General features: G+C 40.6%; 21 protein-coding genes and 2 pseudogenes. 21 read left to right on the top strand and 2 right to left on the bottom strand.

The genetic code is table 11. The features are described 5' to 3' along the window. The first annotated feature begins 1 nt into the window (after nt 1). From BA1_RS09070 to mutL, 16 genes are all read left to right on the top strand, one after another. Entirely contained in the window at nt 2-916 is a 915-nt protein-coding gene (locus BA1_RS09070; protein WP_034738924.1) for a helix-turn-helix domain-containing protein, read from the top strand. A 72-nt stretch (nt 917-988) separates the two neighbouring features. Next, nucleotides 989-1,570, top strand: coding sequence for a CDP-diacylglycerol--glycerol-3-phosphate 3-phosphatidyltransferase (gene pgsA / locus BA1_RS09065; protein ID WP_008358030.1), 582 nt, complete (start codon nt 989-991; stop codon nt 1,568-1,570). 16 nt (nt 1,571-1,586) lie between these two features. Further along, nucleotides 1,587-2,837 (top strand): competence/damage-inducible protein A, encoded by a 1,251-nt coding sequence (locus BA1_RS09060; protein ID WP_008358028.1) that lies wholly within the window; start codon nt 1,587-1,589, stop codon nt 2,835-2,837. Nucleotides 2,838-3,015: 178 nt separating this feature from the next. Beyond that, a complete protein-coding gene (recA, locus tag BA1_RS09055) occupies nt 3,016-4,059 on the top strand; it encodes a recombinase RecA (protein ID WP_008358025.1) in 1,044 nt (347 codons plus the stop codon). A gap of 300 nt (nt 4,060-4,359) precedes the next feature. After that, entirely contained in the window at nt 4,360-5,922 is a 1,563-nt protein-coding gene (rny, locus tag BA1_RS09050; RefSeq protein WP_003211958.1) for a ribonuclease Y, read from the top strand. 89 nt (nt 5,923-6,011) lie between these two features. Further along, nucleotides 6,012-6,806: a TIGR00282 family metallophosphoesterase gene (locus BA1_RS09045; RefSeq protein WP_008358024.1), complete on the top strand. Its 795-nt coding sequence runs from the start codon at nt 6,012-6,014 to the stop codon at nt 6,804-6,806. A 202-nt stretch (nt 6,807-7,008) separates the two neighbouring features. Next, nucleotides 7,009-7,269 carry a stage V sporulation protein SpoVS gene (gene spoVS / locus BA1_RS09040; protein WP_003211281.1) on the top strand — a complete coding sequence of 87 codons (261 nt, stop codon included), beginning with the start codon at nt 7,009-7,011 and terminating at the stop codon, nt 7,267-7,269. Nucleotides 7,270-7,473: 204 nt separating this feature from the next. After that, on the top strand, nt 7,474-10,518 hold the full coding sequence (locus tag BA1_RS09035) for an efflux RND transporter permease subunit (RefSeq protein ID WP_008358022.1): 3,045 nt from the start codon (nt 7,474-7,476) through the stop codon (nt 10,516-10,518). 176 nt (nt 10,519-10,694) lie between these two features. Further along, on the top strand, nt 10,695-11,759 hold the full coding sequence (tdh, locus tag BA1_RS09030) for an L-threonine 3-dehydrogenase (RefSeq protein WP_008358020.1): 1,065 nt from the start codon (nt 10,695-10,697) through the stop codon (nt 11,757-11,759). Beyond that, a complete protein-coding gene (locus tag BA1_RS09025) occupies nt 11,756-12,937 on the top strand; it encodes a glycine C-acetyltransferase (protein ID WP_145939380.1) in 1,182 nt (393 codons plus the stop codon). Before tdh ends, BA1_RS09025 begins: the two co-directional genes overlap by 4 nt. 103 nt (nt 12,938-13,040) lie before the next feature. Beyond that, nucleotides 13,041-14,156 (top strand): MrcB family domain-containing protein, encoded by a 1,116-nt coding sequence (locus tag BA1_RS09020; RefSeq protein WP_008358016.1) that lies wholly within the window; start codon nt 13,041-13,043, stop codon nt 14,154-14,156. A 90-nt stretch (nt 14,157-14,246) separates the two neighbouring features. After that, nucleotides 14,247-15,773 carry a tRNA (N6-isopentenyl adenosine(37)-C2)-methylthiotransferase MiaB gene (gene miaB, locus BA1_RS09015; protein WP_008358015.1) on the top strand — a complete coding sequence of 509 codons (1,527 nt, stop codon included), beginning with the start codon at nt 14,247-14,249 and terminating at the stop codon, nt 15,771-15,773. Nucleotide 15,774: 1 nt separating this feature from the next. Next, the gene (gene ricA / locus BA1_RS09010; RefSeq protein ID WP_008358013.1) at nt 15,775-16,209 is read left to right on the top strand and encodes a regulatory iron-sulfur-containing complex subunit RicA; all 435 of its coding nucleotides are present in this window, start codon (nt 15,775-15,777) and stop codon (nt 16,207-16,209) included. A 451-nt stretch (nt 16,210-16,660) separates the two neighbouring features. Continuing rightward, nucleotides 16,661-17,206, top strand: coding sequence for an outer spore coat protein CotE (gene cotE / locus BA1_RS09005; protein ID WP_007499466.1), 546 nt, complete (start codon nt 16,661-16,663; stop codon nt 17,204-17,206). 125 nt (nt 17,207-17,331) lie between these two features. Further along, nucleotides 17,332-19,908 (top strand): DNA mismatch repair protein MutS, encoded by a 2,577-nt coding sequence (gene mutS, locus BA1_RS09000; RefSeq protein ID WP_008358011.1) that lies wholly within the window; start codon nt 17,332-17,334, stop codon nt 19,906-19,908. A gap of 23 nt (nt 19,909-19,931) precedes the next feature. Then, nucleotides 19,932-21,833, top strand: coding sequence for a DNA mismatch repair endonuclease MutL (gene mutL, locus BA1_RS08995; protein WP_008358010.1), 1,902 nt, complete (start codon nt 19,932-19,934; stop codon nt 21,831-21,833). Here mutL and BA1_RS08990 read toward each other — a convergent pair. Next, nucleotides 21,788-22,141 (bottom strand): tyrosine-type recombinase/integrase, encoded by a 354-nt coding sequence (locus tag BA1_RS08990; RefSeq protein ID WP_008358008.1) that lies wholly within the window; start codon nt 22,139-22,141, stop codon nt 21,788-21,790. The genes mutL and BA1_RS08990 overlap by 46 nt on opposite strands. A 106-nt stretch (nt 22,142-22,247) precedes the next feature. Between BA1_RS08990 and BA1_RS18680 the strand changes: the two are divergent. After that, a pseudogene (locus BA1_RS18680) lies at nt 22,248-22,503 on the top strand (peptidoglycan-binding domain-containing protein); the annotation flags it as partial. A gap of 99 nt (nt 22,504-22,602) precedes the next feature. On the opposite strand, the gene BA1_RS08985 reads toward BA1_RS18680, so the two are convergent. Continuing rightward, a complete protein-coding gene (locus BA1_RS08985) occupies nt 22,603-22,965 on the bottom strand; it encodes a DUF1433 domain-containing protein (protein ID WP_008358007.1) in 363 nt (120 codons plus the stop codon). A 50-nt stretch (nt 22,966-23,015) separates the two neighbouring features. Here BA1_RS08985 and BA1_RS08980 point away from each other — a divergent pair, with 50 nt between their 5' ends. The 4 genes and pseudogenes from BA1_RS08980 (at nt 23,016) to BA1_RS08970 (ending at nt 24,678) form a co-directional block, all read left to right on the top strand. Continuing rightward, a complete protein-coding gene (locus BA1_RS08980; protein WP_008358005.1) occupies nt 23,016-23,243 on the top strand; it encodes a death domain-containing protein in 228 nt (75 codons plus the stop codon). Nucleotides 23,244-23,383: 140 nt separating this feature from the next. Then, nucleotides 23,384-23,887, top strand: a complete 504-nt coding sequence (locus tag BA1_RS08975; RefSeq protein WP_008358003.1) for a response regulator aspartate phosphatase — start codon at nt 23,384-23,386, stop codon at nt 23,885-23,887. Beyond that, a pseudogene (locus BA1_RS19775) lies at nt 23,848-24,012 on the top strand (aspartate phosphatase); the annotation flags it as partial. The gene BA1_RS08975 and the pseudogene BA1_RS19775, both read left to right, overlap by 40 nt. Before the next feature lie 27 nt (nt 24,013-24,039). Beyond that, nucleotides 24,040-24,678 carry a tetratricopeptide repeat protein gene (locus BA1_RS08970; protein ID WP_474372818.1) on the top strand — a complete coding sequence of 213 codons (639 nt, stop codon included), beginning with the start codon at nt 24,040-24,042 and terminating at the stop codon, nt 24,676-24,678. Nucleotides 24,679-24,694 lie beyond the last annotated feature (16 nt).

The following is a 24,694-nucleotide window of genomic DNA, read 5'->3' as shown; positions in this document are numbered from 1 at the left end:
TTTGACTGAATTGGGAAAACGGCTCGTTGAGGCCAGAGAGGAAAAAGGGATGTCGCTGGAGGATCTGATGGCGGCAACCAAAATCCAAAAGCGCTACTTGCTAGCAATCGAACAAGGAAACTATGATATTATTCCAGGTAAATTTTACGTCAGAGCGTTTATTAAACAATATGCCGAAGCCGTTGGACTTAACCCTGAACAATTGTTCGAAGAATTTCGTAAAGATGTACCAAGCATGTATAACGATGAAGTGTCTGATACATTATCCAATATTAAGCCGCAAAGAGAGCTGCCAAAGCCTGCCTCAAAGGTGCTGGAGCTACTCCCGACGATTTTAATCATTGGAGGCATCCTTGTCGTCATCGCCATTATCTATGTGATCGTGCAAGCGGTCAACCATGACAGTGGTCAGAAAAATAATCAGACGGCTCCGCAGCAATCTGAATCTAAATATGAAGTGTCTAAAGATTCATCACTTGCAAAGGACCAAAAGAAAAAAGAAAAATCTTCGTCAGAGGATCAAGAAAGCACATCCACAAAAGACGATTCTTCTAAAGATGAGTCATCAAAAGACGATGAAGCTGTTTCTTTGAAAGCGACGAATACAGAAGGATCAACGACAACGTATGAAGTATCAGGTGCAGAGGACATGGAATTAACCATTTCTGCCACTCAGGCTTCGTGGTTTCGTGTGAGAGACGAATCTGGCAACGTGCTCAAGATGGGTGAACTAAAAGACGGTGATTCGTTTAAAACAGATATAACTAAGCTCTCTCAGGTGGATATCCGCCTAGGGAACGCGACTGGGATTGACATAAAGGTCAATGACGAGAAGCTGAAGTACGAATTAGACCCTAAGAACACCATGACACAGAACATTGTGATTGTGAATAAAGGAAAGGAAAAGTCATCTTAAGCAAGTAGATGACTTTTCTTTTGTTCCTACTATTAAATACATAAAAAATGCTTTATTGGAGGATTGGAATTCATGTTTAACTTACCGAATAAAATTACGCTTTCTAGGATCGCCTTGATCCCTGTGTTTATGATCATTATGCTCGCTCCTTTAGACTGGGGTGTTGCACGCTTTGGTGACGTCAGCATTGAAGTGACTCACCTTGTCGGAGCGATCTTGTTTATAGTGGCTTCTACAACCGATTGGATTGATGGTTACTATGCCCGTAAACTCAATCTAGTAACAAACTTTGGTAAATTTTTAGATCCGCTTGCAGATAAATTGCTTGTTTCAGCGGCTTTAATTATACTTGTTCAGTACAACCTTACTCCGGCTTGGATGGCGATTGTAATCATTAGCCGTGAATTTGCCGTAACGGGTCTAAGGCTCGTTTTAGCTGGAGGCGGTGAAGTGGTAGCGGCCAATATGCTTGGAAAAGTGAAGACGTGGGCGCAAATCATTGCGATTTCAGCACTTCTATTGCATAACCTGCCGTTTGAACTTGTATCATTCCCGTTTGGTGATCTTGCGATGTGGGTAGCGGTGTTCTTCACTGTTGTCTCAGGCTGGGATTACTTTGCGAAAAACTGGGAAGCTTTAAAGAATTCTAATTAAAAAGGACGTGTACGCTTTGAAGTCAGAGAGAAAAGCAGAAATTATTGCAGTCGGTTCTGAACTTTTGCTAGGGCAAATTACGAATACGAATGCACAATTTATCAGCAAACAGCTAGCTGAAATGGGTGTGAATGTTTATTACCACACAGCCGTTGGTGACAATCCAGAGCGTTTAAAACAGGCCATTCAAGTGGCGCAGGAAAGATCTAATTTTATTATCTTCTCAGGTGGTCTTGGACCAACTAAAGATGATTTAACAAAAGAAACCATTGCAAATACGCTCGGCAAAGAGCTTGTACTAAATGAAGAAGCATTTGAATCAATCCAAGATTACTTCAGAAAAACCGGACGTGATATGTCTCCGAACAACCGGAAGCAGGCACTCGTTTTAGAGGGTTCTGATGTTCTTGCCAATCGCTTCGGAATGGCACCAGGTATGTTTATTCAAGAAGGAGATACGTTTTATATCCTGCTTCCTGGACCGCCAAGTGAACTACATCCGATGTTTGAAAACGAAGCAAAGCCGCTTATTTCTGAGAAACTCGGCTTGAAGGAAAAAATTGTGTCTGTCGTCCTGCGTTTCTTCGGCATCGGTGAATCTCAGCTTGAAACAGACCTTGAAGATTTAATTGATGCTCAGACCAACCCAACGATTGCACCGCTGGCAGGTGACGGGGAAGTGACCTTGAGGCTTACAGCCAAGCATGAGGATGAACAAGAAACGGAGCGTCTGTTAAAAGAAACAGAAGCACAAATTTTAGAGCGGGTTGGCGAGTACTTCTACGGATATGGTGATACATCCCTTGTCCGTGAAGCGTCCAAAGCATTGCACGAACAAGGGAAAACAGTGGCAGCGGCTGAAAGCCTGACTGGCGGCATGTTTTCTGAATGGCTGACCGATCTTGAAGGCGCATCGTCGATTTTGCGCGGCAGTGTCGTTTGTTACACAAATCAAGTCAAGCAGCAGGTGCTCGGCTGCCGGGAGGAAACGTTATCTTCTCATGGTGCTGTCAGCAAAGAGTGTGCTTTAGAGCTCGCTGAAGGGGTTAGAAAGCTGACCGGAAGTGATATTGGTATTAGCTTTACGGGTGTAGCAGGCCCTGATACCCAAGAAGGACAGCCTGTTGGAAAAGTGTTCATTGGGCTATCCACAAAAGATCAGACAGATGTGTTTGAATGGATGTTTACAGGCAGTCGATCAGGTATTCGCAAGCGTGCTGTGAAATATGGTCTGCATCACCTCCTCAAATTATTAAAAGAGAGTTAATTTTGTTTTTTACTAGGTTTACTCCTTTATAAAAGAGCATTTTTTCTAATAGAAACAGCACTTTTCTTAAATCATCTGCCAATAAAAAAATCGAATATGTGTTCGATTTTTTCTTGGCAAATGACGTAAAACAAGGTATAGTATAGATAGTGGAATTGATAAAGGAGGAAACAATAGAATGAGTGATCGTCAAGCAGCCTTAGATATGGCTCTTAAACAAATAGAAAAACAGTTTGGTAAAGGCTCTATTATGAAACTAGGAGAGCAAACAGATACACATATTTCAACAGTACCAAGTGGTTCGTTAGCACTTGATACTGCGCTTGGAATAGGTGGGTATCCTCGCGGCCGTATTATTGAAGTATATGGTCCAGAGAGTTCTGGTAAAACGACAGTAGCACTTCATGCAATTGCTGAGGTTCAGCAGCAGGGAGGACAAGCTGCGTTTATCGATGCAGAGCATGCGCTAGATCCAGTTTATGCTAAAAAACTAGGTGTCAACATTGATGAGCTGTTGCTTTCTCAGCCGGATACAGGAGAACAAGCACTGGAAATTGCAGAAGCACTTGTCCGCAGTGGTGCAGTTGATATTGTTGTCATTGACTCAGTAGCTGCTCTTGTACCAAAAGCAGAGATCGAAGGAGATATGGGAGATTCACACGTCGGTCTTCAAGCGCGTTTAATGTCTCAAGCCCTTCGTAAACTGTCAGGTGCCATCAACAAATCGAAAACCATTGCGATCTTTATTAACCAAATTCGTGAAAAAGTAGGGGTTATGTTCGGTAATCCTGAAACAACACCTGGTGGACGTGCACTGAAGTTCTATTCGTCTGTTCGTTTAGAAGTACGCCGTGCTGAACAGCTGAAACAAGGCAACGACATTATGGGGAATAAAACGAGAATTAAAGTCGTAAAAAACAAAGTGGCACCGCCATTCCGTGTTGCGGAAGTAGATATTATGTACGGTGAAGGAATCTCAAAAGAGGGAGAAATCATCGACCTTGGAAGCGAACTAGATATCGTACAAAAGAGTGGTGCATGGTATTCTTATCAAGAGGAACGTCTTGGACAAGGCCGCGAAAATGCGAAACAGTTCCTAAAAGAAAACAAAGATATCCTTCTCATGATTCAAGAGCAAATTAGGGAGCACTATGGCTTGGATACAAACGGTGTGAAACCAACCGAAGAAGAAGGACAAGAGGAACTGGAATTTAATGACTAAAAAGACGCTGAAAAGCGTCTTTTTTTTACAATTACATGACAGCTAGCGGGTCGAAAGTTCTGTTTTTGCTTGAAATAACGACTTACGCCTCAGTCTGACTAGCTTGACAAGTATTTCCGACACAATTACAATGGGAATGTATCACTTGTTTTTCTTAACATGATTGATAACTAATTTAAACTTGACAAGGGCAGTGAGGATCTCATTCCCTGTGAAGGCCCTGTATGTTGAGACACAAAACAATGTACATGCCGACACTTTATTTGTAAAACCAAGTTCATAGCAAGAGGAGGTGAAAATATGTCGCCTACGATGTTTACGATCATCTCCATTTTGCTGAGCCTAATCTGTTTAGTTGTTGGCTACTTTGTTCGTAAAACCATTGCAGAAGCAAAAATATCCGGCGCAAGAAACATGGCCGAACAAATTGTTGAGGATGCAAAGCGTGATGCGGAAGCATTGAAGAAAGAAGCGCTCTTGGAAGCGAAAGATGAAATTCATTCGTTTCGTGTAGAGGCGGAGCAAGAAGTTCGTGAAAGACGTAATGAGCTTCAAAGACAAGAAAACCGTTTACTTCAAAAAGAGGAAAATCTGGATCGTAAGGACGAATCTTTAGATAAACGGGAGTCCCTGTTGGAGAAGAGAGATCATTCTCTGAATGAACGACAACAACATATTGAAGAGATGGAAAGCAAAGTGGATGATATGATTCGTTTGCAGAAAGCCGAGTTGGAGCGTATTTCTAGTCTAACTCGAGATGAAGCGAAACAAATCATTCTGGATCAAGTTGAAAATGAGCTTTCCCACGACATTGCAGTCATGACGAAAGAATCTGAAAACCGGGCGAAAGAAGAGGCTGATAAAAAAGCGAAAAATATTCTTTCACTTGCGTTACAGCGTTGTGCAGCTGATCATGTAGCTGAAACAACGGTATCTGTAGTCAATCTTCCAAATGATGAAATGAAAGGTCGTATTATCGGACGTGAAGGACGAAATATCCGTACGTTAGAAACGTTAACAGGTATTGACCTAATCATTGATGATACACCTGAAGCTGTCATCTTATCGGGCTTTGATCCGATTCGACGTGAAACAGCGAGGATAGCTCTGGACAAGCTAGTCCAGGATGGACGTATTCATCCTGCACGAATTGAAGAAATGGTGGAAAAATCACGCCGTGAAGTCGATGATTATATCCGCGAGATGGGTGAGCAAACGACATTTGAAGTTGGCGTTCACGGTCTGCATCCGGATCTCATCAAAATTCTCGGTCGCTTAAAATTCCGTACAAGTTATGGACAAAATGTCCTGAAGCATTCTATTGAGGTTGCACATCTTGCAGGTCTCATGGCTTCAGAGCTTGGAGAAGATGCAAAGCTTGCAAAACGAGCAGGTCTTCTGCATGACATTGGAAAAGCCATTGATCATGAAGTAGAAGGAAGCCACGTAGAAATTGGCGTTGAGCTTGCGACGAAATATAAAGAGCATCCTGTTGTCATCAACAGTATTGCATCTCACCACGGTGACCAAGAACCGACATCGATTATCGCTGTTCTTGTTGCGGCAGCTGATGCATTATCTGCAGCACGCCCTGGTGCAAGAAGTGAGACGCTTGAAAATTACATTCGGAGACTTGAGAAATTAGAAGATATCTCTGAATCTTATGAAGGTGTTGAAAAATCGTTTGCGATACAGGCTGGACGTGAAGTACGTATTATGGTGAAGCCAGATTCAATTAATGATCTTGAAGCTCACCGTCTAGCAAGGGATATTCGTAAGCGGATTGAGGACGAGCTCGATTACCCTGGTCACATTAAAGTGACGGTCATTCGAGAAACTCGCGCAGTAGAGTATGCAAAATAGAGCGGTGCGCTTAGCGCCGCTTTATTTTTTTGTGTAAATATGCAACACTGATAAGAAGATCATTTTATAAGAGAAAGGGTTCAAAGCGCATGAAAATATTATTTGTTGGAGATATCGTCGGTTCACCTGGCAGAGATACACTAAAAGAATACTTACCAAAGCTAAAGAAAAAATATCAGCCGCACTTTACCATTGTGAATGGAGAAAATGCTGCTCACGGAAAAGGTCTCACTGAGAAAATCTATCACGAGCTGCTTCAATCAGGAGCTGATGTGCTCACGATGGGGAACCATACATGGGACAAAAGAGACATTTTTGATTTCATCGATGACGCAGCCAATATTGTTCGTCCAGCTAATTTCCCGGAAGGTACGCCTGGGAAAGGTCTCACTTTTATTAAAAAACAAGGAAAAGAGCTGGCTGTCATCAACCTGCAAGGCCGCACATTTTTACCGCCAATTGACTGCCCGTTTCAAAAAGTAGATGAGCTCATTGCGGAAGCATCAAAACGGACACCATTTATTTTTATTGATTTCCATGGTGAAGCCACAAGTGAAAAGCAAGCGATGGGCTGGTATACAGACGGCCGTGCATCATGTGTCGTTGGAACGCATACACATGTTCAAACAGCCGATAACCGCGTATTGCCAAAAGGAACTGCGTATATTTCAGATGTTGGAATGACAGGTCCTTATGATGGCATTTTAGGGGTTGACCGAGAAACAATCATTAAACGATTCAAAACAAGTCTTCCAGTTCGTTTCGAAATTGCAGAAGGTCGCACGACATTAAGTGCAGTGATCGTAGAAATTGACGAACAGTCGAAAAAAGCTGTCAAAATTGATCGAATTTTGATAAATGATGACCATATTTTCTTTGAATAAATATTCACATATTTATTTCAGCAAAATATTAATCAGAAAGAAGGAATATGCGCCCTCTATCGTGAATATAGTAAAAATGGTAGGTAGCCTGCTATTTTTGAAAAACATTTTGGGGATGGATTTTCAAAAAAATAGCCACATCTAACAAAGATTGTTCTAATGAACACTCACTTATCCATTGTAAATTTAAGGGGGAGCAAAAATGGAAATTTTAAAAGTTTCAGCAAAGTCAAATCCAAATTCAGTAGCGGGAGCATTAGCCGGCGTTTTACGTGAACGCGGTGCAGCGGAAATACAAGCAATCGGCGCTGGAGCACTGAATCAGGCGGTCAAGGCTGTCGCCATTGCAAGGGGATTTGTTGCGCCTAGCGGAGTGGATTTGATATGTATTCCGGCCTTTACTGACATTCTTATCGATGGAGAAGAAAGAACAGCAATCAAACTGATTGTTGAACCACGATAATTCTAATTTTATTATTTTCAACCTGCTTACATCATGTAAGCAGGTTGTTTTTGTTTACCGCTATACATTTCTTATATAACATATTTCTTTCACAAATTAGATAAAAAAACTACATATTAGAGCTTGCATTTTTTCACCATGATGATAACTTAAGATTAAGTTGAAAATACTTCATCAAAAATAAATATTTAAGTAGGTGAAAAAATGGTTGAAGCTTTTTTAAAAAGAGGAAAGCTTGTTTTTATTTTATTTTTTATCGTACTCATTGCCGGAGGCTATTTGTTTACACAGCTTCCTAAACGAGAACTGCCAGAATTTCAAGCGAATATCGTGACCATTTCGACCGTTTTTCCTGGTGCTGATGCAAAGCAGGTGGAAAGTGATGTCACCAATAAGCTCGAATCGGCCCTTTCTGATATCAATGGTGTAGAGAAAACAAGCTCTGTTTCCGCCATTGGTTTTTCCAATATTGTGCTTGAAATTGATGATCAAGCCGATTTCCAAAAGGTAGCAAGTCAAATTAAAAATGAAACCACAAATGCCGCTTCTTCCTTTCCAGATGGTGTCATGGAGCCGGATGTAAAGGACGAGTTCGGCAATGTACCGGTTGGCTCCTACATGATTGTGTCGAATACATCATCTGATTTAGCAAAAAGTCAGGAATCGCTGCGTGCGTTAAAAGAAAAAGTAGAGGACATCAAAGGTGTTGATGGTGTCGTCATCAAAGGGTTCAATGACAAACAAGCGATATTGAACTTAGATTCAAACAAGCTGGAGGATGAAGGTTTAAACGTGACCGATGTCACAAATGCCATCAATCAAGAATTTGATACATCCCCGCTGGGTGACGTTCGTTCAGCTGGAGAGAAGGTCAAGCTGTCCATTGATGCTTATGACCAATTAAATCAAATCAAAAAGATTGAGCTTTTCTCAAAAACAAAACGTGAGCCTGTCACAATCGGTCAGCTGGGCAGCTTAAAAGAAGTAGAAAAAGAGAAAAGTGATATCGTCACATATAACGGAAAACCGGCCTATTCTTTTACAGTCAATATTAAACCTGGGCTTGATATTCCTAAAATGTATGACAAGGTCAGTGATGTTATTGAAAAAGAGAAAGAGCTGCCAAATGGTGTGGAGTGGATCAACTACTATTCACAAAAAAGCGAAGTAGATGCCATTTTTAACGATTTAATCAAAGAAGCGATCGTTGCCGTCATCGCCGTCATTGTCGTCACCACACTTGGCTTAACCATTGGTGGTGCGTTTATCGTTTCACTTGCGATCCCGCTATCTATTACGATCGGAACGATTCCGCTCCCGTTTTTACAAGTGGACCTTAACCAAATTTCGATTATTGGCTTTATCATTGCATTAGGGATACTTGTGGATGACGCCATTGTGGTCAACGATAATATTTTAAGGCAGATGAAAAAGCACGAAAGCCCTCTCAAAGGAACCATTGCAGGGGTAAAAGAAGTCGCTGGATCTATTGTCACCTCAACGCTTGCAGTTGTATTTGCCTTCTTGCCGCTTGTTTTCCTATCTGGTGCGAACGGGGCATTTATTCTGGCATTACCGTCTGTTCTTGTCACAACTGTACTGGCGTCGATGGTCATTTCTTTGACACTTGTGCCAGTCTATCAATATACCGCAAACCGAAAAAGAAAGAACAAGAAGATGCAAAAAGAACCTGGATTCTTAGGCAAACCATTTAAAAGATTAGCCGATTTTTATGCAGACGGTGTGCTGACAAACATCGTGAGACGTCCACTTTTGATTGGACTTAGCGGTTTGCTTGTTTCGACACTGGCCTTTTTACTCATTTTCGTCACACCATTTGAATTTTTCCCTGCGGCGAATAAGAAGGAGGTTGTCGTCACTGTCACACTCCCAAGTGAAACAACCTTGGATAAAACAAATGAAACACTAGAGAAAATAGAACATGAGATCAAACAGCAAAAAGGAATTGAAGAGACGGCTATTTTTGCAGGCGGCGGTGTGCCGAACTTGTTTAATGAAAGCATCTCAAACGCAAGTGATCACACGGGTCAGGTTGTTGTAAGGGTCGACAATGATCAGATGACAAGTAAAGAATTGATAGATCGTATGACAGAGCCTTTGCGAGAGAAATTTAAAGATGCGGATATCTTTATGAAAACCATTGTTCAAGGACCGCCAACTGGAGCACCTGTGACCGTGACCATTGCAGGAGAACAATTTTCAAAGCTGGTTGATGTGAAAGAGACGCTCACAAAAGAAATGAAAGAAAGCGGAGCGAGTTTGATCACAGACGATGTCAATCAGCCGGTGAAAACCATCTCATTTGAATTAAATCGTGACCGAATGGCACAGGATGGGCTCACCGCGCAGTTTGTCAGCAGACAGCTTGGGCTTGTGACAGAAGGAATTCCATTAGGCTCCTTTAAACAAGGAACAGATGACATCGATTTAGTGGTGAAACAGGATATGGGCACACATCAAAATGGATTGAAGTTAAAAGACATTAAGGTGCCTGTGAGTACAACTGACAGTGGTATGCCTTCGCTAGAGCCGCTTAGCCGGTACGTAAAAGAAAAACAAACAGAGCAGTACGAAAGCATTCCGCATGAAAACGGGATTCCGACCATCACATTAAAGGCATATCCTGGAACGTCAGGTACGTTTAAAGACGATATGACAGAAGTCGTCAATCACGTTGGAAAAAGTGATGCAGCGAAGGACTTGACCATTTCTCAAGGTGGAGAAAATGAAGATCAAACCCAATTCTTTATTGAAATTAGTCTCTTATTTGGGGTCGTCTTGCTGCTCATTTATGTTACCATCGCCTTCCAGTTCAATTCACTCATGCTTCCGCTTTTAGTTCTTGGAACTGTTTACTTAGCGATATCAGGAGCGATTATTGGACTATTTGTAACTCAAACTCCGTTTAGCTTTATGGCAACAATGGGTATTGTGTCATTAGCAGGTATCGTGGTCAGAAATGCGGTTGTCTTGTTTGAATTTATTGAACAGCGCCGCAAACAGGGGCTTGATCAACGAACAGCGGTCATTGAAGCGGGAAGAGCAAGGATTAGACCGATCTTGTTAACGGCATTCACAGCACTCGTTGCCCTTATGCCTGTTGCATTAAGCAATGATCCACTCTTTAAGCCGCTGGCGATCTGCATCGTATCAGGTGTCTTTTTCTCCACGATTCTGACACTGCTGATTGTGCCGGCCTTATATGTGGCTGTTTCAAAAAAACGCTGACAATCCTGAAGCAAATCTCCTTCTATTTGGAGATTTGCTTTTTTTATAGAAAAATATCCAAAAAAATATGTGGAGTGTTCATTTGTCCTTATGTAGTGGACAGTGGTATTTACGGCTAAAATAAGACGTGTTAAAATCTGATTGGGAGAAGTTTTTTGACAAAGGGGTTGTACGTCATGTGTGGAACGATGAAAGCGATTGTTAAAAAAGAAAGCGCTTACGGAGCGGTGATGATGGAGAGGCCGATTCCGGAAATTAATGATCATGAAGTGCTCATCCAGGTGAAAGCCACATCAATATGCGGGACCGATGTGCATATTTATAATTGGGATGATTGGGCAAAGGCGAGAGTCAAAGCACCGTACATTTTTGGTCATGAATTTACAGGGGAAGTTGTCAAAGTGGGAAGCCAGGTCTCACGTGCAAAAGTAGGGGAGTTTGTATCGGCTGAGACGCATATTGTATGTAATCAGTGCTATATGTGTTTAACAGGGCAGCAGCATTTGTGCAGCGAAACGAAAATTTTAGGGGTAGACATTGATGGCTGCTTTGCTGAATACGTCAAAGTACCTGAACAAAATGTATGGCATAACCCAGATCAAATGCCAGTAGAGCTTGCATCCATTCAAGAGCCGCTCGGAAATGCTGTTCATACAGTTCTCCATACACCTGTTTCAGGAAAGTCAGTGGCGATTTTTGGCTGCGGGCCAATCGGTTTAATGGCGATCGCAGTCGCGAAAGCCTCTGGGGCTGTGCAAGTGTTTGCTGTTGATAAAAACGAATACAGGCTGGACCTTGCCCGAAAAATGGGTGCAGATCATATCGTGGATATCGGAAAAGATGATCCTGTTGCAATGATTAAGCAGCTCACGCGGATGGAAGGGGCAGACGTGATGTGTGAGATGTCAGGACACCCTGTTGCGATTAATCAAGCACTCGAAGCTTGTGCAAATGGCGGGAAAGTCAATATACTAAGTTTGCCAGAGCGACCAGTGACCATTGACATTACAAATCAAATTGTTTTTAGGGGATTAACCGTTCAAGGGATAACGGGGAGAAAAATGTTTGAAACGTGGCGTCAAGTATCTGAACTTTTAAGAACAAATACCATTGATGTACAGCCAGTTGTCACGCATACGCTGCCATTTGAAGATTTCAAAAAGGGGTTTGAACTCATGAGAAGTGGTACGTGCGGGAAGATCGTACTGATGATGCCATCATATCAAAGGGGGACGAAATGATGAAAGAATTTACGTATTTACAAGATGAATTAGACGCAATGAAGCAGCAAGGTACTCATCAAACGTTGAAAGAAATTGATTCCAAACAATCATCCACGGTTACATTAAATGAACAATCCGTCATACAACTCTCTTCAAACAATTATTTAGGACTCACCTCACATCCAAGGCTGATGAAAGCGGCAAAAGAGGCGATTGATGAATTCGGTGCTGGTACAGGATCGGTAAGAACCATTGCTGGAACGATGACGATGCACGAACGGCTTGAAAAAAAGCTCGCTGCTTTTAAAAAGACAGAGGCAGCCTTAGTATTCCAATCAGGCTTTACGACCAATCAAGGGGTTTTATCGAGCATCCTCACAAAAGATGATATTGTCATTTCAGATGAGCTCAATCATGCCTCGATCATCGATGGGATTCGGTTAACAAAGGCAGATAAAAAAGTATACGGGCATTCTAATATGGAAGAGCTAGAGAAAATTTTAAAGAAATCCATGAATTACCGCATCCGTCTTATCGTGACAGATGGCGTGTTCTCAATGGATGGAGATATCGCGCCGCTGCCTGAAATCGTCAGGCTGGCAGAAGCATATGATGCCTTTGTAATGGTTGACGATGCTCATGCGTCTGGCGTGCTTGGTGAAAATGGGCGAGGAACCGTTAACCATTTTCAGCTTGACGGCAGAGTGCATATTCAAGTTGGCACACTGAGTAAGGCTGTCGGTGTGCTTGGCGGCTACGTCGCTGGTTCTGCGGTTTTAATCGACTATTTAAAGCATAAAGCAAGACCATTTTTATTCAGCACCTCACATCCGCCGGCTGTCACAAGAGCCTGTGAAGAAGCCATTGACGTGCTGTTAGACGAACCGGAGCGCATTGAAACACTTTGGGAGAACGCTAATTATTTTAAAGAAAAAGTCATCGGTCTTGGATTTGAGGTGGCGCCAACAGAAACGCCTATTATTCCAATGATGATTGGAGACGAGGCACTGACTTTCCGGTTTTCTAAGGCATTAATCGAGCGAGGCGTCTTTGCTCAGGGGATTGCTTTCCCAACCGTGGCGAAAGGAAAAGCGAGAATTAGAGCGATCATCACAGCAGAGCACACAAAAGAAGAACTTGACCGTGCACTAACCATCATCGAAGAAGAAGCGAAGAAATTGAATATACTTGATTGAGAGAGCGAGGGCTCTCTTTTTCTTTTGCACTAATCTTTCCATATTTCATCAAATCTACCGTTTGTTATGTATAATAGAATTAAAAAATATGTTGAGGTAAGTGATGAAAGAAATGTTATTTCATGCTGATGATTTTTATAAGCAATTTCTTGATTATAAAAACAATACAAACATAGACAAAAGTCACCCTTTTCACAAACTGTTTAACAAAGATTTACCAAATAAAATTCAACTTGAGCTGGAAAAACTTCATATGAGAAATATAAATAAATTGGATTTTAAAGCATCTACAGGAAATGGACGAGTTGCAGAATGTTTTTGGATTGCTCTTTTAGACAAGCGATTAACGACAAATTCGGAGTCGAAAAAAACATCCACACAAAAAGGAATATATATTGTCATTTTATTTGCTGAGAATGGCGAAGATTTTTATTTAACAATCGAAACTGGAACTGAAAATTTATCTTTATCTGAAATTAAAAAAGAAGCAGCCATTTGGAGAAACCGATTGAAGCCTGAATTAAAAGGTAATAAAAGGCTAGAGGACTTTCAAGTAGGTGACTTTTATTTAGGTAAAACAGTGAGACCTAGAAAATATGTAGCAAGTTCATTAATTTTTAAAAAATATAACATCTTTCACTTTAATCACCATCGCTTTATAGAAGATATCAATTCTTTAAACGAATTTTTTTATGATTTTATTTATGAAGTCTATTTAGATCAAGATATCTTTCTAAAAGACGAGCAGCGCAAAAAATTCAAAAGAAAAAGAATCATCCACAGAGACATTTATAAACAACTAAGAGAAGAAAGAGCAAAGCAAAATGAAGAGACAGGTAGGATAGCAGAGAAATTTGTTTATGAAAGGGAAGTACAGCAATTGTTAGCCGCTGGTCAAGAACAATTAGCAGAAGCTGTCAATTGGCTGGCTGAAACAGAAGATGGCCATGGATTTGATATCAAATCATATTACCCGGATGGAAAAGAAAAATTAATAGAAGTAAAAGGGTCTAAACTTACTCATCATGATTTTCAATTCTTCTTGTCCGAACAAGAACGAATGGTAGCAGAAGAGGAAAAAGAAGCGTATGTGATTACTTTAGTTGAAAGTGTCGGTACACAAAATATGAAGATTGTTAAAGAAATACAAAACCCTCTTGGAAAAGACAACCTACTGCTAAAACCTACTCAATATTCATGTAGAATTCGTGTGGATTGAAAAGTGATAGTACATTTGAATTTATTTTCAATTCATCACAAAATAGTCTATACTGTAGGGTGGAGCTTGGTTTGAAAGGAGTACGAATTCATGAATGAAGAGCAGAGAAAAGCGAGCGGACAAATCAGTTCATCGGACAAAAAATCCGAGAAGGACTACAGCAAATATTTTGAAGCTGTTTACATTCCGCCTTCCTTAAAAGATGCAAAAAAACGGGGTAAAGAAGAAGTCGAATACAATCAATTTCAAATTGACGAGCGGTTTCAAGGGTTAGGGAACGGTCGCAAGTTTTATATTCGCACATATGGCTGCCAAATGAATGAGCATGACACAGAAGTAATGGCTGGTATTTTTATGGCGCTTGGTTATGAACCAACAAATTCTACTGAAGATGCGAATGTCATCTTATTAAACACCTGCGCCATTCGTGAGAATGCGGAAAACAAAGTGTTTGGAGAGCTTGGTCATTTAAAAGCATTAAAGCGTGAAAAGCCAGATTTAATCTTAGGTGTCTGCGGATGTATGTCGCAAGAAGAATCTGTCGTCAACCGTATTTTAAAGAAACATCCATTTGTTGACTTGATTTTCGGAACGCACAACATTCACCGCCTGCCAGAGCTTTTATCCGAATGCTATTTATCAAAAGAAATGGTCATCGAGGTTTGGTCGAAGGAAGGCGATGTGATTGAAAACCTTCCAAGAGCCCGCCAAGGTAAAATCAAAGGCTGGGTAAACATTATGTACGGCTGTGATAAATTTTGTACCTATTGCATTGTTCCTTACACGCGCGGTAAAGAAAGAAGCCGCCGTCCAGACGAAATTATTCAAGAGGTAAGACGTTTAGCGGCAGAAGGATATAAGGAAATTACCCTTCTTGGTCAAAACGTGAATGCGTATGGAAAAGATTTTGAGGACATGGAATATGGTCTTGGTCATCTGATGGATGAGCTGCGTAAAATTGATATCCCGCGTATCCGTTTTACTACAAGTCATCCGCGCGACTTTGATGATCACTTAATTGAGGTGCTTGCCAAAGGCGGCAACCTTCTCGATCATATTCACTTGCCAGTTCAATCAGGAAGTTCTGCTGTCCTGAAGCTGATGGCGAGAAAATATGACCGTGAGCGTTACCTAGAACTTGTGCGTAAAATCAAAGAAGCAATGCCAAACGCTTCCTTGACAACGGACATTATTGTAGGGTTCCCAAATGAAACAGATGAGCAGTTTGAAGAAACTCTATCCCTCTATCGAGAGGTTGAGTTCGATGCGGCTTATACGTTCATTTACTCTCCAAGAGAAGGCACACCAGCAGCGAAAATGAAAGACAATGTGCCAATGCGTGTGAAAAAAGAACGTCTACAGCGCCTGAATGCACTCGTGAATGAAATTTCCGCGAAAAAAATGAAGGAATATGAAGGGCAGACTGTCGAAGTATTAGTAGAGGGTGAAAGTAAAAACAACCCTGAGATCCTAGCCGGATATACAAGTAAAAGCAAGCTTGTGAATTTTAAAGCACCAAAAGAAGCGATTGGCAACATCGTCAAAGTGAAAATCACACAAGCGAAAACTTGGTCTCTTGACGGAGAAATGGTTGGAGAAGCTATCGAGGTGAATTAAAATGACGCTTTATTCAAAGAAAGAGATTGTCGAGCGCGCAAGAGAGCTCGCGAAAATGATTTCTGAAACGGAAGAAGTTGATTTCTTCAAGAAAGCAGAAGCGCAAATCAATGAAAATACAAAAATTTCGACGATCATTAATCAAATTAAGGCGCTTCAAAAACAAGCTGTGAATTTAAAGCATTACGGCAAACACGAAGCCTTAAAGCAAGTTGAAGAAAAAATCGATGCCCTGCAAGAAGAACTGGATGACATTCCAGTGATCCAAGAATTCAAAGAATCACAAATGGAAGTCAACTCTCTGCTTCAGCTTGTAGCACACACGATTTCTAATCAAGTAACGGATGAAATCATCCTTTCAACCGGCGGTGACCTTTTATTAGGAGAAACCGGTTCAAAAGTGAAAAACTCATCCCCAAGTTGCTCCATTAAATGAGAAAACCCCGCAGATGCGGGGTTTTTATATTTTATATAATATATGTTATTTGTATTTTGCTACTGCACCAACAACAAAATGTTGATGCAGTAGCCCCTGTATACCATAAAAATGTCTTAAACTAAAAATGAATTGATTTTACAGATTAAAAGATTTAAATTGAAACTCAATGCTTAATCCAAAAATATTTATTATAATATGAAACTATTTCACAAAAATCCCTCCCTATATAAAGAAGGGCTACTAACTTTATTACATCAAATTACACCATTTCAGTCAACCCCAAACCTCTCACTCTCCAACTTTTCCAATTTTCAAGGCAAGTTTATGGGCGACCATGCATACACTGAAACAGAAATGAATTTAATTGAACATGAAGCTCAAAATCGTGACACACTAGACGAATGCCCAGCATAAGATAAAACGATCAAGAACAAGGAGGCATGCCGGAATGTCTGAATACAGAGAGATTATTACAAAAGCGGTGGTTGCAAAAGGGAGGAAATTTACCCAAAGCACACACACCATTTCTCCATCGCAAAAACCAACCAGCATCCTAGGCGGTTGGATCATTAATCATAAGTATGATGCTGAAAAGGTCGGTAAAACAGTTGAAATTGAAGGAACATTTGATATTAACGTGTGGTATTCTTACGCAGACAACACGAAAACCGAAGTGGTCACAGAACGTGTGAAATATGTAGATATCATCAAACTGAGATATAAAGATAAAAACTTTCTCGATGATGAGCACGAAGTGATTGCGAAAGTCTTACAGCAGCCCAATTGCTTAGAAGTCACCATCTCTCCAAATGGCAATAAAATTGTCGTTCAGGCAGAGCGTGAATTCATTGCAGAAGTAGTAGGAGAAACAAAAATTGTGGTAGAGGTCAATTCAAGCTGGAAAGAAAAAGATGATCATGAGTGGGAAGAAGAAGTGGATGAGGAGTTAGAAGACATTCATCCAGAATTCCTAGCAGGTGATCCTGAAGAGTAATTGATGACTAGGGCGCATATCTCCCTAGTTTTTTTCTGCGCTATATCAGGGGAAAAAAGGCGATTTTTTATGCTATAATGGAAGATGGCATAAATTCGAAAGTAATATAGTGAGGGATTAGAAATATGGCAAGTTATACGCCCATGATACAGCAATATTTAAAGATCAAGGCAGATTATCAAGATGCCTTTTTATTTTTCCGCTTAGGTGATTTTTATGAGATGTTTTTTGATGATGCAAAAGAGGCAGCACAAGAACTAGAAATCACATTAACAAGCAGAGATGGCGGGACGATTCCGATGTGCGGTGTTCCTTATCATTCTGCGTCTGCATACATAGAACAGTTAATTTCAAAAGGCTACAAGGTCGCGATTTGTGAGCAGGTAGAAGACCCGAAAACGGCGAAAGGTGTTGTCAAAAGAGAGGTCGTTCAACTGATTACACCGGGTACGGTTATGGATGGCAAAGGGCTGAGTGAAAACGAAAACAACTTCATAGCATCTGTTTCCAGCTTTCAACATGGGTATGGCCTTGCGCTGTCCGATTTATCAACAGGTGAAAACATGGCTGCTTTCATTGAACGGTTAGATGACGTCGTCTCTGAAATTTACTCTGTCGGTGCCAAAGAAATTGTGGTCTCAAAGCAGCTAGATGAAGAAACGGTGAAAATCCTGAGGGAACGCTGTCATGCAACCATTTCTTACGAAGATAGCAGCGAATTAATGGATGAAGCTGACGCCCTCGTTTCCCATCTTGATGAACATCTGCAGTCGACATTTTTCACCTTATATGCGTACTTAAGAAGAACGCAAAAAAGAAGTCTTGATCACCTTCAGCAAGTTCAACTGTACGAGCTGGAACAAACGATGAAAATTGATCTTTACTCAAAGCGAAACCTTGAATTAACAGAAACAATTCGCTCAAAAAGTAAGAAGGGCTCTTTATTGTGGCTGTTAGATGAAACAAAAACAGCGATGGGCGGAAGACTGCTGAAGCAATGGATCGACCGGCCGCTCATTCGCCTTTCGCAAATTAAAGAACGCCAGGAAATGGTGCAAATTCTCATGAATCATTTCTTTGAACGAGAGGATCTTCGTGAACGATTAAAGCAAGTATATGATCTCGAGCGTCTAGCAGGCCGTGTGGCATTTGGAAATGTGAATGCCCGCGATCTCATTCAACTAAAGGAATCCCTAAAGCAAGTACCGGCCATTAAAGAACTCGTCCATTCCCTGCCAGAGGAAATGGCAGCATCTCGAGCGAATGATATTGACCCTTGCGGCGACCTGCTTGATTTATTAGAAGATGCTCTTTATGAAAATCCGCCAATGACGTTAAAAGAAGGCAATTTGATTAAAGACGGCTACAATGCAAAATTAGATGAATATCGTGATGCCAGCCGAAACGGCAAGGACTGGATTGCGCGGCTTGAACAGCAAGAAAGAGAATACACTGGGATTCGTTCTTTAAAGGTCGGATTTAATAAAGTATTTGGCTATTACATCGAAGTAACCCGGGCGAATACGCATCTTTTGGAAGAAGGTCGTTATGAAAGAAAGCAAACCCTTGCGAATGCAGAGCGGTATATTACACCTGAATTAAAAGAAAAAGAAGCCCTTATTCTTGAGGCAGAATCAAATATTAGCGAATTGGAATATGAACTATTTTCTGCGCTTCGGGAACAAGTAAAAGCATATATTCCTAGATTACAGCTGCTTGCAAAACAAATGAGTGAACTGGATGCGCTGCAATGCTTTGCGACCGTAAGTGAAAAGCGTCGTTATGTCCGTCCGGAATTCTCAGAGGATGAGGTAGATGTCGTTGGTGGTCGTCACCCTGTCGTTGAAAAAGTGATGGATCATCAGGAGTATGTGCCGAATGACTGCCATATGGGAAAAGGAAGACAAACTTTGCTCATTACTGGACCGAATATGTCAGGGAAAAGCACCTATATGAGGCAAATGGCATTGATCTCAATTCTTGCGCAAATTGGCTGTTTTGTGCCGGCATCAAAGGCGACCCTTCCGATATTTGATCAAATCTTTACACGTATTGGTGCGGCAGATGACTTGATCTCTGGTCAAAGTACTTTTATGGTAGAAATGCTTGAAGCAAAAAATGCGATGGTGCATGCGACGAAAAACAGTTTGATTTTATTTGATGAAATTGGACGAGGGACAAGCACCTATGATGGAATGGCTCTTGCACAGGCCATCATTGAATTTGTTCATGATCACATTGGTGCTAAAACCCTTTTCTCCACACATTACCATGAACTGACCGTACTTGAATCTCAATTAAGCGAGCTGAAGAATGTCCATGTACGAGCTGAAGAGCATGAGGGGACCGTCGTTTTCTTACATCAAATCAAAGAAGGGGCAGCTGACAAAAGCTATGGTATTCATGTAGCGCAGCTTGCTGAACTGCCTGATGCCATCATTGATCGTGCCCAGACCATCTTAACGGAGCTTGAGAGTGGATCACATGAAGTGATTCCGCGCGTGTCTCCAGCCCCAAAAACAGAAAAGGCCGAGGAAAAACAGCAGCTTTCATTCTTTGAAGTGGAAGAAAAACCGCAAACAAAACCTGTTCTGAAAAACAAAGATCAAGCGGTGATCGAAGAATTGAAGTCATTTAACTTAATGGATATGACACCGCTGGAAGCCATGACAAAGCTATACGAATTGCAAAAGAAATTATAATGTAAGGTGAGGTGAGCAAGAAAATGGCAAAGATTATTCAGCTATCCGATGACCTATCCAATAAAATTGCTGCGGGCGAAGTGGTTGAGCGTCCGGCTTCTGTCGTGAAGGAGCTTGTTGAAAATGCGATCGATGCGAGTAGTACAGTTATTGAAATCGATGTAGAAGAAGCAGGTCTTTCTTCTATTCGAATTATTGATAATGGTGTTGGAATCGATGCTGAAGATTGTAAGCTCGCCTTCCAGCGACATGCGACGAGTAAAATCAAAGATGAAAATGATCTATTTCGAGTGAGAACCCTCGGCTTTAGAGGAGAGGCGCTGCCAAGTATTGCGTCTGTTTCTCATCTTGAAATGAAGACAAGTACCGGTGAAGGAGCAGGAACACACCTAGTGCTCCAAGGCGGTAAGATCATTTCAGAGAAAAAAACCTCTGGCCGGCGCGGCACCGAAATTGTCGTCACCAACTTATTTTATAATACGCCAGCCCGTCTAAAATATATGAAAACCGTTCATACAGAGCTTGGCAACATATCAGATGTCGTCAACCGAATTGCGCTTGCTCATCCAGAAGTATCAATTCGCTTGCGTCATCAAGGGAAAGTGTTGCTTCAAACAAATGGAAATGGGGATGTGCGGCATGTGCTTGCAGCCATTTATGGAACGGCTGTGGCGAAAAAAATGCTGCCACTTCACGTGCAATCACTTGATTTTGAAATAAAAGGATATATTTCTTTGCCAGAAGTGACGAGGGCATCACGTAATTATATGTCTTCTGTTGTGAATGGAAGATATGTGAAGCATTTCCCGCTTGTGAAAGCCATCCATGAAGGGTACCATACACTGCTTCCGATTGGCCGTCATCCGATTACATTTATTGACATGAAGATGGACCCGATTTTAGTGGATGTGAACGTACATCCATCAAAGCTTGAGGTAAGACTGAGTAAAGAGCAGGAACTTCATGAGCTGATCAAACAAGGAATTAAGGACGTGTTTCAAAAGCAGCAGCTTATTCCAAGTGCACACGTGCCAAAAAAAGCTCCAATGCCAGCTGTGAAAAATGAGCAGCAATCCTTAACGTTTGATTCCAGACAAACAAATATAAACCGAACGGAGACACCTGCACCTTATGAACCGGTCCCGCTCGAATCGGCTGTATACGAGACAAGTCAGAACGACACATACGGGATGCCTGAACCAGAAAGCCAGGCAGCATCTTTACCAGTCACGCACGAAGAAAAGCATGACGCTAGCGGGTATTTTGAGGAATCTGCGGCTTCGCATGAAGATGGGAAGCCTATGCTGAATAACAATACGGCTGAAAACGATTTTGAAAATGAACGTGTCCCTGTGATGTATCCGATTGGACAAATGCACGGAACGTATATTTTGGCTCAAAATGAACGCGGTCTTTATATCATTGATCAGCATGCAGCTCAAGAGCGAATCAAATACGAATATTATCGTGAGAAGGTAGGAGAGATTGAGCAGGAAGTACAAGAAATGCTTGTGCCATTAACCTTTCACTACTCTCAAAACGAGATGCTGATTATTGAAGAGCATAAAGATATTTTAGCAAAAGTGGGTGTCTTCTTAGAGCCCTTCGGATCAGGAAGCTACATCGTTCGATCGCATCCGCAGTGGTTTCCAAAAGGAGAAGAGGCTGAACTCATTGAAGAGATCATTCAGCAAGTACTTGATGAAAAGCGTGTGGATATAAAGAAACTAAGAGAAGAAGCGGCGATCATGATGAGCTGCAAAGGCTCAATCAAAGCAAATCGTCATTTACGTCATGATGAAATCAAAGCCTTATTAGATGAACTCCGGCAAACGAAGGACCCATTCACCTGTCCGCACGGCCGGCCGATCATCATCCATCATTCTACGTATGAAATGGAGAAAATGTTTAAACGGGTGATGTAGCAAGGTTTTAGACGGTGGGTGAATAGGTTTGCCCACCGATTAATTTTCAAGATACTTTTCAAAACGCTTTCTGTTTCGTGTTTTTTTGTAACGTGAAGATAAACATCCGCTGTCATGTTGATGGTAGCATGCCCGAGGCGGTCACTCACTGTTTTAATATCGACTCCACTTTCAAGAAGCATGATTGCATGAGTATGTCTTAGCCCATGAGGAGTAATGTGATGTAAATTTGTTTTTGACAGGATCGAGTCAATAGCTTTATTAATACCAAACGTTCCTATATCTTTTCCATTGGTTGAGGCTATCAATAAATTAGGTTATTGATATGCAACCCCATATTTAATTTTGTTTTTCTTTTGCCATATACGATACTTTTTTAGTTCAGTTATTAATGTGTCATCAATTGCGATTGTACGGTCGTACAACCTGCCTACTGGCATTTTAAAAGTAACAAATCCTATTAAAGGGATCAGCAGTAAAAGCTGTACAAGAAGCGCTAGCGGCGGTTTACTACTACCCAGACAAAGGAGCAAAAAACAACGGCGTTGATGGCTATTACGGACCAAAAACAGCGGATGCGGTCAAACGATTCCAATTGATGCATGGTCTTGCAGCTGATGGCATCTATGGTCCAAAGACAAAAGCAGCGTTAGAAAAGCTATTAAAATAAAAATCTATAGACTTACATCTATAGAAAATGAAAGTACATGAAACAAACCCCTGTCCTTAACGGATAGGGGTTTGATTAATTTTATGATTTATCCTCTTTTTAATACTCGCATACTTTATCTTCGCACTCAGGCTTTTCTTTAGCATCAACAATAAATGAACCTACTTCATCATTTGCCTTATCATATATTCCCCAAATTTTTTTGTCCTTGTTTCCATTTAAATAACCATTGATTGAAATGCCACCCATTGGGTTTACCTCATAATCATTAGTATAATCAATTCGTTCAATATCATGATAGTTTGTTTTAATAAAGTCAGTCATTCTTTTCTTAGCCAAGGAATACAATTCTTCTTTTTTAGCTTCTTGGGCTTCTGTTTTTTTGTCGTGTCGTTCCTTCATAAATATCCCTCCAAGTGTTATAATAACCAGAGTTATAAGGATAATTATGTATTTTTTCATAAAACCATCCTTTCTGTCTTACATTTTACATGAGAGAAGGGGCATTGTACATGAATACAAAGACTGACATACCTAATTTAACAGATGAAGACTATTTTTCTCTTAGTCAAAATACTTATAGTGAAAAGAAAATGAAAAAAGCCTATGTTGCATTAATCTCTTCATTTGAAGGGAAATCTAAGGACGCATTGGTGCAAAGGCTCAATGAAAATGCGACTATGCTGACAAATGCAACAGAGAACAGAAGTGCCTTTCTAAGAAGTATAAAGACAAAATAGTTAACATAACCTCTTCGCAACGATGCGATGGAGGTCTTTTTTTGTTCTTTTTGCGGTATCTTTTCGGTGTGGAACATTTAAATAGATGATAATATATGTAATTATAGGGAAAATAAAGGAAGGGATAGGGGGAGGTTTGTTTGGGAGAAAAAGTAGCAAGCCCATTTGTTGCTAAAATGATCGGTGATTGGTACGGATATATCAAGAAACAGGACATACTAAAGGCTGAAAATAAGAGAAAAGAGATCGTAAAAGCTTTTGAAAATATGGAAGAAGATCAAAATGTCTTATTATACTTTAACTTGATTGATTCCAGATACAAAATGATGGCGCAGGAGTTTGAGGGATCAAAAGATTTATTGAAGCAAATAGACATTGAAGAGAAGCAGAAAACGGATGACATGATTCAGTATTACTATTTCTTCTTCAATGGCATGTATGAGTTCTATAAAAATCGATTTTCAGACGCTATCAACTATTATCATATCGCAGAGACCCGCCTTCGAAACGTACCTGACGAATTAATAATAATAATTATTTCTTCTTCAATTGGATTTATTAGTTCTATAAAAATCTATTTTCAGACGCTATCAACTATTATCATATCGCAGAGACCCGCCTTCGAAACGTACCTGACGAATTAGAACGTGCTGAATTTAACTATCAGCTTGCGATTGCGTACTACAAAATCGCACAAAATCATTTCTCCATTAACCATGCCAAAAAAGCTTTAGAAAGCTTTAAATCAGCAGATTTGAAAGAGATAAAAAATACTTAATAAAAATATCATCTTGCTATTGCGTACTACAAAATCTCACACAATCATTTCTCCATTAACCATGCCAAAAAAGCTTTAGAAAGCTTTAAATCAGCAGATTTACAAGAGAGTCGGGTCGCTACTACTCTAATGGTGATCGCCTCAAATAAGATGGATTTAACCCAATTTAAACAAGCTGAATCAACCCTTAAGGATGCTATCAATTTAGCAGCAGCTTCCAACCTTGATTTGCCACAAGCACTAGGATATCTCAACCTAGGTATATGCTATGAGCGTCAAGGAAAGCTTCAGCAAGCTTTAAACTCTTTCCAGAATGTCTTGTCTATTGAACTAAAAAAGCCACACAAAACACTGTATATGAGAACAAAGTACATGTTAGCACGTGTACTATTCCAGCTAGATAAAACAGCTCAAGGGCTGGATGCATACAATGAGTCACTCATGTTAGCGAATGAACTATCTGACATTGCGTATATTGCTAAATTAAACATCATACATTCACTATATGTAACAGATGATGAAACTCATCTTGATGCAGCTCTAAATGTACTGAAAAATCAAAAACTTTGGAAAGATGCCGCTGAATTGTCAATTATGGCAGCAAGATTTTATAAAAAGCAGGATAATCACAAGCTGGCATCAAAATCACTTTATTAAGGTTTGGATTAACAAG

This window comes from Bacillus xiamenensis (assembly GCF_000300535.1).
In the GTDB taxonomy this organism is placed as follows: Bacteria; Bacillota; Bacilli; order Bacillales; family Bacillaceae; genus Bacillus; species Bacillus xiamenensis.
The sequence above is the reverse complement of the archived record's forward strand: the minus strand, read 5'-3'. Positions and strand labels throughout refer to the sequence as shown.

Bases quoted from the DNA above. Each gene is read 5' to 3' on its own strand.
- pgsA (WP_008358030.1), top strand. From the start codon at position 989: ATGTTTAACTTACCGAATAAAATTACGCTTTCTAGGATCGCCTTGATC.
- recA (WP_008358025.1), top strand. From the start codon at position 3,016: ATGAGTGATCGTCAAGCAGCCTTAGATATGGCTCTTAAACAAATAGAA.
- rny (WP_003211958.1), top strand. From the start codon at position 4,360: ATGTCGCCTACGATGTTTACGATCATCTCCATTTTGCTGAGCCTAATC.
- BA1_RS09045 (WP_008358024.1), top strand. From the start codon at position 6,012: ATGAAAATATTATTTGTTGGAGATATCGTCGGTTCACCTGGCAGAGAT.
- spoVS (WP_003211281.1), top strand. From the start codon at position 7,009: ATGGAAATTTTAAAAGTTTCAGCAAAGTCAAATCCAAATTCAGTAGCG.
- BA1_RS09035 (WP_008358022.1), top strand. From the start codon at position 7,474: ATGGTTGAAGCTTTTTTAAAAAGAGGAAAGCTTGTTTTTATTTTATTT.
- tdh (WP_008358020.1), top strand. From the start codon at position 10,695: ATGTGTGGAACGATGAAAGCGATTGTTAAAAAAGAAAGCGCTTACGGA.
- BA1_RS09025 (WP_145939380.1), top strand. From the start codon at position 11,756: ATGATGAAAGAATTTACGTATTTACAAGATGAATTAGACGCAATGAAG.
- BA1_RS09020 (WP_008358016.1), top strand. From the start codon at position 13,041: ATGAAAGAAATGTTATTTCATGCTGATGATTTTTATAAGCAATTTCTT.
- miaB (WP_008358015.1), top strand. From the start codon at position 14,247: ATGAATGAAGAGCAGAGAAAAGCGAGCGGACAAATCAGTTCATCGGAC.
- ricA (WP_008358013.1), top strand. From the start codon at position 15,775: ATGACGCTTTATTCAAAGAAAGAGATTGTCGAGCGCGCAAGAGAGCTC.
- cotE (WP_007499466.1), top strand. From the start codon at position 16,661: ATGTCTGAATACAGAGAGATTATTACAAAAGCGGTGGTTGCAAAAGGG.
- mutS (WP_008358011.1), top strand. From the start codon at position 17,332: ATGGCAAGTTATACGCCCATGATACAGCAATATTTAAAGATCAAGGCA.
- mutL (WP_008358010.1), top strand. From the start codon at position 19,932: ATGGCAAAGATTATTCAGCTATCCGATGACCTATCCAATAAAATTGCT.
- BA1_RS08985 (WP_008358007.1), bottom strand. From the start codon at position 22,965: ATGAAAAAATACATAATTATCCTTATAACTCTGGTTATTATAACACTT.
- BA1_RS08980 (WP_008358005.1), top strand. From the start codon at position 23,016: ATGAATACAAAGACTGACATACCTAATTTAACAGATGAAGACTATTTT.